The sequence below is a fragment of the Deinococcus rhizophilus genome, from assembly GCF_030271215.1.
Taxonomy (GTDB): domain Bacteria; phylum Deinococcota; class Deinococci; order Deinococcales; family Deinococcaceae; genus Deinococcus; species Deinococcus rhizophilus.
This window is the reverse complement of sequence record NZ_JASNGB010000116.1, coordinates 1-9,252: the sequence shown is the minus strand read 5'-3', so window position 1 is coordinate 9,252 and position 9,252 is coordinate 1. Positions and strand designations below refer to the sequence as shown.

Sequence of the window (9,252 nt, the reverse complement as noted above, 5' to 3'; positions counted from 1 at the left end):
GGGCGGCACCCCCCGCGCCACCACGTCTCGCCCGCTCAGGCCCGCGTAGGCGTCCGGCTTCAGCAGCGTCCGCAGGATCGCCTCGGCGCTGCCGGGGGCGACCGGGGTGTCTCCCAGGGCACGGGCCAGCAGCGCTCCCGGTTTTTCCCCCAGCCCCAGCCGCACGGCCCAGCCTGCCGGGTCGGGTGCCGCCGACAGCAGGGCCGCCGCATAGGGGGTGGGATGGACCGTCTCGCCCGCGTCCTGCCGGGCGTCGAGGGCTTCCAGCCGTTCGGTTGCTCCGGCGGGAAACAGCCCGCCCGCCTCCCAGTTCTGCAGTGCGCGGGCGGCCCGGCCTGGCCTGGGCTCCCGCAGCAGCAGCCCCAGCTCGGCCCACAGCCGGGGCGTCTGCCCCGCCATCCCGAGGGCGCCGGGCACCTGCCGCCGCACCTCCGGGTGGGCCTCCAGCCCCAGTCGCCCGGCCAGCCTTGCGCCCCGCACCAGTCGGCTGGCGTCCTCGTGCAGCGAGCGGGGGTGCAGGGGCCGCAGCACCCGCGCCCGCAGGTCCTCCAGGCCGCCCGTCACGTCCAGCAGGGCGCGGGGACCGTCTGGCCCCAGTTCCAGACCCAGTGCGTTCAGTCCGAAGTCACGCCGGGCGAGGTCGTCTTCCAGGGTGCCGGGCAGGGGGTGCGGGTTGGCGCCGGGCACCGGGTACGTCTCGCGCCGCGCCCGCACGAGGTCGGCGTGTCGGCCGTCGGGCAGCGTCACGGTGGCGTTGCCGTAGGCAGGATGCACCACGGCCGGAAGACCGCTCGCCGCCGCGAGCATCCCCGCGTCCGTCCCCTCCACCGCCACGTCGAGGTCGAGGGGCGTTTCTCCCAGCAGCGCGTCCCGCACGGCCCCGCCCACCAGGGCGACCCGTGTGCCTGGCCCCGACGACCGCGCCAGCGAGAGCAGCCAGGCGCGGTCGTCGGGGCGCAGTCGGTCCCAGACCTCGCGGCCCAGGGTGCTGGGGCCACTGGGGTCGGCGGTCACGCGGCGCTCACTCGAAGGCCGAGGCGTCGAGGGTGGCCTGCACCTCGCGCTCCTCGCCGCCGCGCCAGACGCGCAGGGTCACGCGGTCGCCCTCGCTCTTGTCCAGCAGGGCGGCCTGCAGGTCCTCGAGGGCGTCGACCGGCTCCCCCTCGGCCTCCACGATCACGTCGCCCCCCAGCGCGATCACGCCGCCGGGAAACTCGCGGGCCTCCCCGCCGCGCAGCCCCGCGCGGGCGGCGGGGGTGTTCGGCGCGACCTGCCCGACGACGAGTCCGCGCTCCGGGAGCCCCAGCTCGCGCCGCCCCTCGGCGGTCAGGACACTCAGGCCCACCGCCGCCTGCTGCCCCCGCGCCTGCACGATCAGCCCCGCCGTGACGCCCAGCCGGGGAGCGCGGACCTCGCCGCCCCCGGCCTCCTGCAACCGGGGCAGCAGGTTCCTGGCCGCGTTCACCGGAATGGCAAAACCCACCCCCGCGCTTTGCTGACTGCCCCCCGTGGCGATCTGGGTGTTGATGCCGATCACCCGCCCGGAGGAGTCCAGCAGCGGCCCGCCCGAGTTGCCCGGATTGATCGCCGCGTCGGTCTGGATCGCCTTCTGGGTGATGCCCTCGCCCGTCCCGGTGCCCGAGAACCCGATGGGAATCTGGCGCTCGGTGCTGCTCACGATCCCTTCCGTGACGCTGAATTCCAGCCCGAAGGGGGCGCCCATCGCCACGGCCTTTTGCCCCACCGCCAGCGTGTCGCTGTCGCCCAGCGGGATGGGCCGGATCAGGTTCCGGGCCAGCCCCTCAGCGCGGAGCAGCGCGAGGTCGTACTGCGGCGCGGTGCCGATCACCTCGGCAGGCACGGCCTCCTCCTGCCCCATGACGCGCACGGTGATGCGGTCGGCGGTGCCCCGGCCCCCCTCGCCCGCGATGACGTGGTAATTGGTCAGGATGTCGCCCGCCCCGTTCACGAAAAAGCCGCTGCCCACCCCCTGCTGCACCTGGGTCTGACCGCCGCCGAACAGCCAGCCGAGGTCCTGCACCACCTCCAGCTCGGTGCTGATAAACACCAGCCCCGGCTCGTAGCGCCGCACGATGTCGATGGTATTGCGCTCGTTTTGCAGCCGGGCGCCCGCCTCGGTGGCCGGGGCCGCTTCCTGGGAGGCGGGCGGCTGCGCCCCGGACACGGGCACCTGATCGCGCAGCAGGGTGGCCCCCAGGCCCAGACCCAGGAGCACGAGGAAGACGGCGGGGAGGCGGGTTTTCATGCCGGAATTATCCCAGTTCACGCCCGGGGCAGGGGCGGGGCGTCCCCCCGCCCCCGTTCATCCTCGCGGCGGCGGAGTTCAAGACCTCACACCACACCCCGGGTGGCTCGTCGCCCACGTCCAGGCATCAGCAGGGGCCACCCTGCACAGCCCTGAGGCGACCCCTGGCCCGCTTGCCCGTCAGCCCGGCGATCTCAGGCCCGTGCCCGCTCCACTTCCGCGTCGAGGCCCGCGATCTCGCCGGGGGTGATCTGGTAGTGCTCGCCGCACCAGTGGCACACGACCTCCTGGCCGCCGTCGTCGCGCATCTCCTGCCGCTCGTCCGGGGCGAAGAACTTCAGGCTGTCGAGCGCCTTCTCGCGCGAGCAGCGGCACTGGAAACGGGCAGGCTGGGCAGCGGCCGCCAGCACGAGGCCGAGGCCATCCGCCGCCGTGTGCATCGTCTCCAGCAGGCTGCCCCGCCGCAGGTGGTCGGTCAGCTGACCCATGCCCCGGATGTTGGCCTCCAGGCGGGCCAGCGTCTCGTCGGTCACGCCGGGCATCGCCTGCACCAGCAGCCCGCCCGCGCGGTAGACCCGGCCGCCTTCCTCGTACACGCCCAGCAGCACCGCGTTGGGAATCTGCTCGGAGACGCCCAGGTACGCGCTCACGTCCTCGGCGATCTCCCCGCTGACCAGCGCGGCGCTGCCCGTGTAGGGTTCGCCGTTGTCCAGCAGCCGGGTCACGCCCAGTTCGCCGTCGGTGCCCACGATGCCGCGCACGTCCAGCTTGCCGTCGGCCTCGCGCAGCGGCAGGTCCGCGCCCGGCTCGCGCACGTAGCCGCGCACCCGCCCGTCGGCACTGCCCTCGGCCACGATCCAGCCCACCGGTCCGCCCCCCTGCACCCGCACGGTGACCCGGCTGTCGGGTTTCTTGCCCAGCACCACCGCCAGCAGCGCCGAGGCCGCCAGCGTGCGCCCCAGCGCGGCGGTCGCCGTCTTGCTCAGGCCGTGGCGCACCCGCGCCTCTTCGACAAGGTGCGTGGCGTCGATGCCGACCAGCCGCAGGGTGTTCCCCGCAGCCGTGCCGCGCAGCACGAACGATTCGGTATAGGTGTCCGGGATCATCACGAAACCGTACAGCAGGACACTCAAGGGGGCTGTGCGGGGCATTTCAATCGGGTGCTGTCAATGGGCCCTGTCAACGGGCGCTGTCACCGGGGTCAACAGAGACAGTCACCAGGCCGCGTCACGGGTGGATCACACTTAATCAGGTCGGGAGGTGTCCTCATGCGGGAGGGCTAGGCTGCTATCCTGCCCCGCAGTTCGAACACCCACCGCCGGGGCGCGGCCGACTGTCTGTCCGCTTGACTCCCTTCCGGTTCACCCTATCTCCAATAACACTATCCCCAATACAGGAGACTCCATGACCACATCTGAATCCCGCTTCCGTCGCCCGCTGGGGCTGATCGCCCTGACGACACTGGCCCTGACCCTCGCGGCCTGCGACGACAACACCGAGACCAATACCAGCACCGAGAGCGGCACCACCGCCACCAACGAGGGCGGCAGCGCCGAGGGCACGGGCGAGACCGCTTCTGGCGGAACGGGCACCACCTCCGGCGGCAACCGTGACGTGCTGGTCGTGCAGGAGAGCGCCGACATCCCCACGCTGGACCCCGGCACCACCTACGACACGGGCAGCGGTCAGGTCGTGGAGAACCTCTACGAGACGCTGGTCACCTACCAGGGGAGCAGCCTGACCGAACTCGAGCCGCTGCTGGCGACCGAGTGGAACGTCGCCGACGGGGGCACCGAGTACCGCTTCACCCTGCGCGACGGCGTGCAGTTCCACACCGGCAACGAATTCACCTGCGCCGACGCCGAGTACACCTTCCGCCGCAACCTCGTGACCAACACCAGCGACAGCGGCAACTGGTTCTTCTCGGAGAGCCTGCTGGGCACCGGGTCCAACGCCAACGACGACGACTCGATCACCTGGGACAAGATCAGCGCGGCGGTGCGCTGCGACGGCGAGACGCTGGTGTTCACGCTGCCCAAGGCCGATCCCGCGTTCCTGTCCAAGCTGGCCTACACCGGTCAGGCCATCGTGGACTCCGAGCACGCCAAGGACATCGGCGAGTGGGACGGCACCGAGGCCACCTGGCGCGACGCCGTGGGCAAGGACCTGACCGGCAGCCCGCTCGCGCAGGACCCCAGCGGCACCGGGGCCTACAAGTTCGTGAGCAAGGACGCGACCGCCTTCCGCGCCGAGGCCTTCGAGAACTACTGGGGCGAGAAGCCCAGCATTCAGAACGTCCTGATCCAGATCGTGCCCGAGCAGGCGGCCCGCCTGCAGGCCTTCTTGCGCGGCGACGCCGATATGGTCGAGACCGGTGGCCGCGCCATCATCGAAGAGCAGCTGCGCGGCAAGCCCGGCGTGGCGGTGCTGGACAACCTGCCCGACACCAGCGCCTTCGGCATCTTCATGAACCAGGACATCAAGGGCGAGGGGCGCCTGGGCAGCGGCCAGCTGGACGGCGAGGGCATCCCGGCCAACTTCTTCAGCGACGTGAACGTCCGCAAGGGGTTCGTGTCCGCCTTTGACGTGGACACCTATATCCAGGAGGTTCAGAACGGGGTGGGCGAGGCCCGCAACTTCCTGCTGCCCGAGACCTTCCCCGGCTACAACGCCGACGTGGAACCTGCCGCCTTCGACCTTGACGCGGCCCGCGAGGCCTTCGAGCAGGCCTGGGGCGGTCAGGTGTGGGAAAACGGCTTCGTCGTGAATGCGACCTACCGCGCGGGCAGCGTCTCGGCCCAGACCGGCATGGAACTGCTGAAGAAGAACATCGAGTCGATCAATCCCAAGTTCCGGGTGAACCTCGAGGCCAAGCAGTGGAGCGAGATTCTGGAAGCCGGAGACAAGGGCGAGGAGATCCTGATCATCACCGGCTGGGCGCCCGACTACGCCGACCCGGACAACTTCGTGCACACCTTCTACTCCAGCGAGGGCTACTACAACCCCCGCGCCAACTTCAAGGACGACCAGATCGACGCCTGGGTGAACGAGGCCCGGACCACCACCGACGCCGAGCGCCGCAACGAGCTGTACACCCAGATCGCCGAGCGGGCCCGTGATCAGGCGTACTTCATCCTGATGCCCAGCAGCCCCGGCATCCTGGCCTACCGCGACAACATCCAGGGCATCAGCGAGGAGAACTACAACCCGATGCTCTCCTTTGCCCGCGCCGGGACGTACTGGAAGAACCTCAGCAAGAACTGAGTCTGCCCCCCTTGTTCTGCAAGCCGCCCTCCCACGTGGGGGGCGGTTTCTGTTGGCCTGCCCCGGCGCGTATGCTGCCCCCATGCACGACGCCGACGCTTCTGCCGCCCCCGCGCGGCCCATCACCCTGCTCTTGGTCGACGACCACCCGGTCGTGCGCAAGGGCACCCGCGAACTGCTGGAAGGAGAGAGTGACCTGCACGTCGTGGGCGAGGCCGACAGCGGCGAGGACGCCGTCCGCAAGGCCCGCGAGCTGCGCCCCGACGTGATCCTGATGGACGTGTCCATGCCCGGCATGAACGGCATCGAGGCCACGCGGGCCATCAAGTCCTTCATGCCCGGTGTGGGCGTCCTGGTCCTGACCAGCTACGACGACGACGCCTACGTCTTCGCGCTGCTGGAGGCCGGGGCGGCAGGCTACCTGCTGAAAAACACCTCCGAAGACGACCTGCTGGGCGCGGTGCGGGCGGTCGCGGCGGGGGAGAGTGCGCTGCACCCCTCGGTCGCCCGCAAGGTGCTGGAGCGCTTCAGCACCCAGCAGACGCCCACGCCGCCGGAGGACGCCCTCAGCCCCCGCGAGCTGGAAGTGCTGCGGGTGGCCGCCACCGGACGCACCAACAAGGAGATCGCCCGCGACCTCGACATCAGCCCGCGCACTGTGCAGGTGCACCTTGCCAACATCTTTTCCAAGCTGCATGTGGGCAGCCGGACGGAAGCGGTGCTGTACGGGATCAAGCGGGGGTGGATCGATCCGAAGACGCTGTGAGGGTCGGGGGACAGTTGTTCGGCGCATCAGAAGTCTGCCGCGCCGGGAGGCGTCCTGACTCACCCCCTCTCCTCCGGAGCTGTGCCAGTCCCGGCCTCCACCCTCAAGGGGGACTCACAGGGCTGCTTGCAGAGGGTGGGGGACTTGCAAAGCTGCGCGGCAGGGGGGGGTGGCGGGCAAAACTCGCCCTCTCTGGGTGGTGACCACTCCCCCAACCCCTTACCCTGAGCCCACTCCCATGACCCTTCCCCCCCTGCCCGCCGACCTCGCCGCCGCCCCCACCGTGGGGGCATTCGGCGCGGCGCTGGCCCGCTTCGCGTGTCAGGCGGTGCGGGCGCACGGCGTGCAGGTCTGGGCGATCACGGGTGGGGCGCTCGCCGTGGTGGGCGAGGAGGGGCGGGGGCTGGGCCTCAGCGACGGGACGCTGGCGGCGCGGGCGCTGGCCTCGGGCGAGCGGCAGGAGGAGGGGATGCTGGTGGCCCTGCCCTTCGGGGGGGGCGTGCTGGAATTCGTGGGTGCCGAGGGCAGCGGGGTCGAGGCCCTGGCCGGGCTGACGCCGCTGCTCACGCTGGCGCTGGAGGGGGTGCAGGCCCGCGAGACGCGGCGGGGGCGGGGCCGGGTCGCGGAGACGGTCGAGCAGCTGGTGCGGCGGCTGGGCGGGAGCCTCGACCTCGCGGAGGTGCTCACCGCGACCGCCGAGAGCGCGGCCCTCGCGCTGGGCTTCGGGCGGGCGTTCGTGGCCCTGTTCAGCGAGGTGCAGGGCGGGCGGGCGCGGACGGGCGAGGTCTTTTCCTACGGCTTCGACTCGGCCTTCACCGGAGGGGTGGGCGTGGGGCCGGTCTCCTTCGGGCGGCTGGTCGAGCGCGGCGAGGTGATCGTGTACGACCGCAGCCGGGACAGCGCGTCCCCGCTCGCGGCGGGCCTCGCGGAACTGGCCCCGGAGGTCGCGCTGATCGCTCCCCTGAGTGCGCGGGGGCGCCCGCTGGGACTGCTGTACGTGGACAGCCGCTCGGCGGGGGTGCGCGTCTCAGAGGACGACACTTGGCTGGTGCTCGCGCTGGCGGAACAGGCGTCCTTGGCCATCGACAACGCCCGGCTCTACGGCACCGAGACCCGCAAGCGCGAGGCGGCCGAAGCGCTGCGCGAGGCGGGAGCGGCGCTGGCGGGCAGCCTGCACCTGTCCGACACCCTGTCGAAGGTGCTGGAGCGGGCCACCCTCCTGTTCGGGGCGGACGCGGCGGGCGTGTACGAGCTGCAACCCGACGGGCGGACCCTCTCCATCCGGGGGGCGCTGGGGCTGCCGGGCGAGTACGTGCTGCGGGTGCGGGCCAAGGTGGGGGGCGGGGTGACCGGGCGGGCGGTGCAGCGCCGCGAGATGGTGGCCGCCCGCGACCTGCCCGCCGAGGGGTACGGGGGCAGCAGCCGCTACACCCGGTCGCTGCTGGCGCGGGGCGAGTACCCCTACCGGGGCGTGGTGAGCCTGCCGCTGGGCACCCGCGCGGGCGTCTTCGGGGTGCTGACCCTGTACTGGACGGCCCCGCTGCCGCTCGACGCCGACGACCTCGCGCTGGCGGAGGTGTTCGCGGGACAGGCCAGCCTCGCCATCGAGAATGCCCGCCTCTATGAGGAAGAGTTGCGCCGCGAGCGCGAGGCCGCCGTGCTGCTGAACGTGGGCCGGTTGCTGGGCGAGGACCAGAGCGACCGGGCGCTCGCGGAGGCCGCGCGGCTGGCGACCCTGGCGCTGGGGGCGGGCCGGGGCCTGATCGCGCTGATGGGCGAAGGCGGCGCGGTCGTGCGCTGCGCCGCCTACAACCTGCACGCGCCGGACGGGGCCGAACTCGCCTCGCTGACGGGGCAACTTGGCCGGGGACCGCGCCCGCTGACCCGGCGCCACGCCCTGCCGGTGGCCGGAAGTGCCCTGATCGTGCCGCTGCGGGGGGGCGGCGAGGGGGAGGAGGTGCTGGGCTTTCTCTATGCCGACGACCCCGGCACCGAGCCGCCGAACGACCGGGTGCTGGCCCTGTCGCGCAGCGTGGCCGACCAGATGGCCCTGACGCTGACCCGCGAGCGGCTGCTCTCGGCGCTCGCCCGCGAGGAAGCCCGCTACCGCCAGCTCGCGGAGGGCGCGCACGACCTGATCCTCAGCGCGGACGGGGCCGGGCTCGTGACCTACGCCAACCCCGCCGCCGTGCGGTTGCTGGGGCCCCTGGTCGGCGCGAGCCTGCTGACCCTGCCCACGCCGGGCACCCGCCCCGCCCTGCACGCCGCCTGGGAAGCCGCCCGGCACCAGCCTGCCGGGGGCCGCGCCGAGATCGAGGTGGGGCCGTACCGGCTGGAGGTGCGCCTCAGCGCGGTCAGTGGGCCAGCCGGGGGGGTGCTGGCGGTGGCCCGCGACCTCTCCGAACTCCAGACGCTCGCCGCCGAGATTCAGCGCCGGGGCCGGGCGCTGGAGGCCGCGACGAGCCGCCAGACCGAACTGCGAACCTACCTCACCCTCTTTACCCAGGCGCAGGAGGAGGAGCGGCGCCGCATCAGCCGCGAGCTGCACGACGACACCGCGCAGGTCCTGATCGCCACCTCGCGCCGGGTGGCCCGCCTCGCCCGCAGCCTGGAGGGACCGGGGCGCGAGCGGGCGCAGGACATCCTGGGCGACCTCGACGCCGCCATCGAGAGCGTGCGCCGCTTCGCGCGGAACCTGCGGCCCAGCGTGCTGGACGACCTCGGGTTGCTGCCCGCGCTGGAGTGGCTGGCGGGGCAGGCCGCGACCGACACCCGGCTGGAGGTCAGCGGCCCCGAGCGCCGCCTCGCGCCCGCCGTGGAACTGACCGTGTTCCGGCTGGTGCAGGAGGCCCTCGCCAACGTGGACCGGCACGCGGGCGCCCGCAGCGCGGCCATCCGGGTGGCCTACGCCCCGGACGGGGTGCGCGTGACCGTCCGCGACGACGGCCAGGGCTTC

At 72.5% G+C, this 9,252-nt stretch carries 6 protein-coding genes; 3 read left to right on the top strand and 3 right to left on the bottom strand.

Annotated features, from left to right (window positions below; translation table 11 throughout):
- From QOL99_RS11780 to QOL99_RS11770, 3 genes are all read right to left on the bottom strand, one after another.
- On the bottom strand, positions 1 to 1,014 hold a 1,014-nt coding region (locus tag QOL99_RS11780; RefSeq protein WP_285524067.1), incomplete at its 3' end, for a tRNA nucleotidyltransferase/poly(A) polymerase family protein.
- A 7-nt stretch (positions 1,015 to 1,021) separates the two neighbouring features.
- Entirely contained in the window at positions 1,022 to 2,266 is a 1,245-nt protein-coding gene (locus tag QOL99_RS11775; RefSeq protein WP_285524066.1) for a S1C family serine protease, read from the bottom strand.
- 194 nt (positions 2,267 to 2,460) lie between these two features.
- Positions 2,461 to 3,372, bottom strand: coding sequence for an Hsp33 family molecular chaperone HslO (locus QOL99_RS11770; RefSeq protein WP_285524068.1), 912 nt, complete (start codon positions 3,370 to 3,372; stop codon positions 2,461 to 2,463).
- 298 nt (positions 3,373 to 3,670) lie between these two features.
- Here QOL99_RS11770 and QOL99_RS11765 point away from each other — a divergent pair, with 298 nt between their 5' ends.
- The 3 genes from QOL99_RS11765 to QOL99_RS11755 form a co-directional block, all read left to right on the top strand.
- Entirely contained in the window at positions 3,671 to 5,530 is a 1,860-nt protein-coding gene (locus QOL99_RS11765; RefSeq protein ID WP_285524064.1) for an ABC transporter substrate-binding protein, read from the top strand.
- An 82-nt stretch (positions 5,531 to 5,612) separates the two neighbouring features.
- On the top strand, positions 5,613 to 6,296 hold the full coding sequence (locus QOL99_RS11760) for a response regulator (protein ID WP_285524063.1): 684 nt from the start codon (positions 5,613 to 5,615) through the stop codon (positions 6,294 to 6,296).
- A gap of 238 nt (positions 6,297 to 6,534) precedes the next feature.
- Positions 6,535 to 9,252: GAF domain-containing protein (locus QOL99_RS11755; RefSeq protein WP_285524062.1), on the top strand; the 2,718-nt coding region annotated here is incomplete at its 3' end.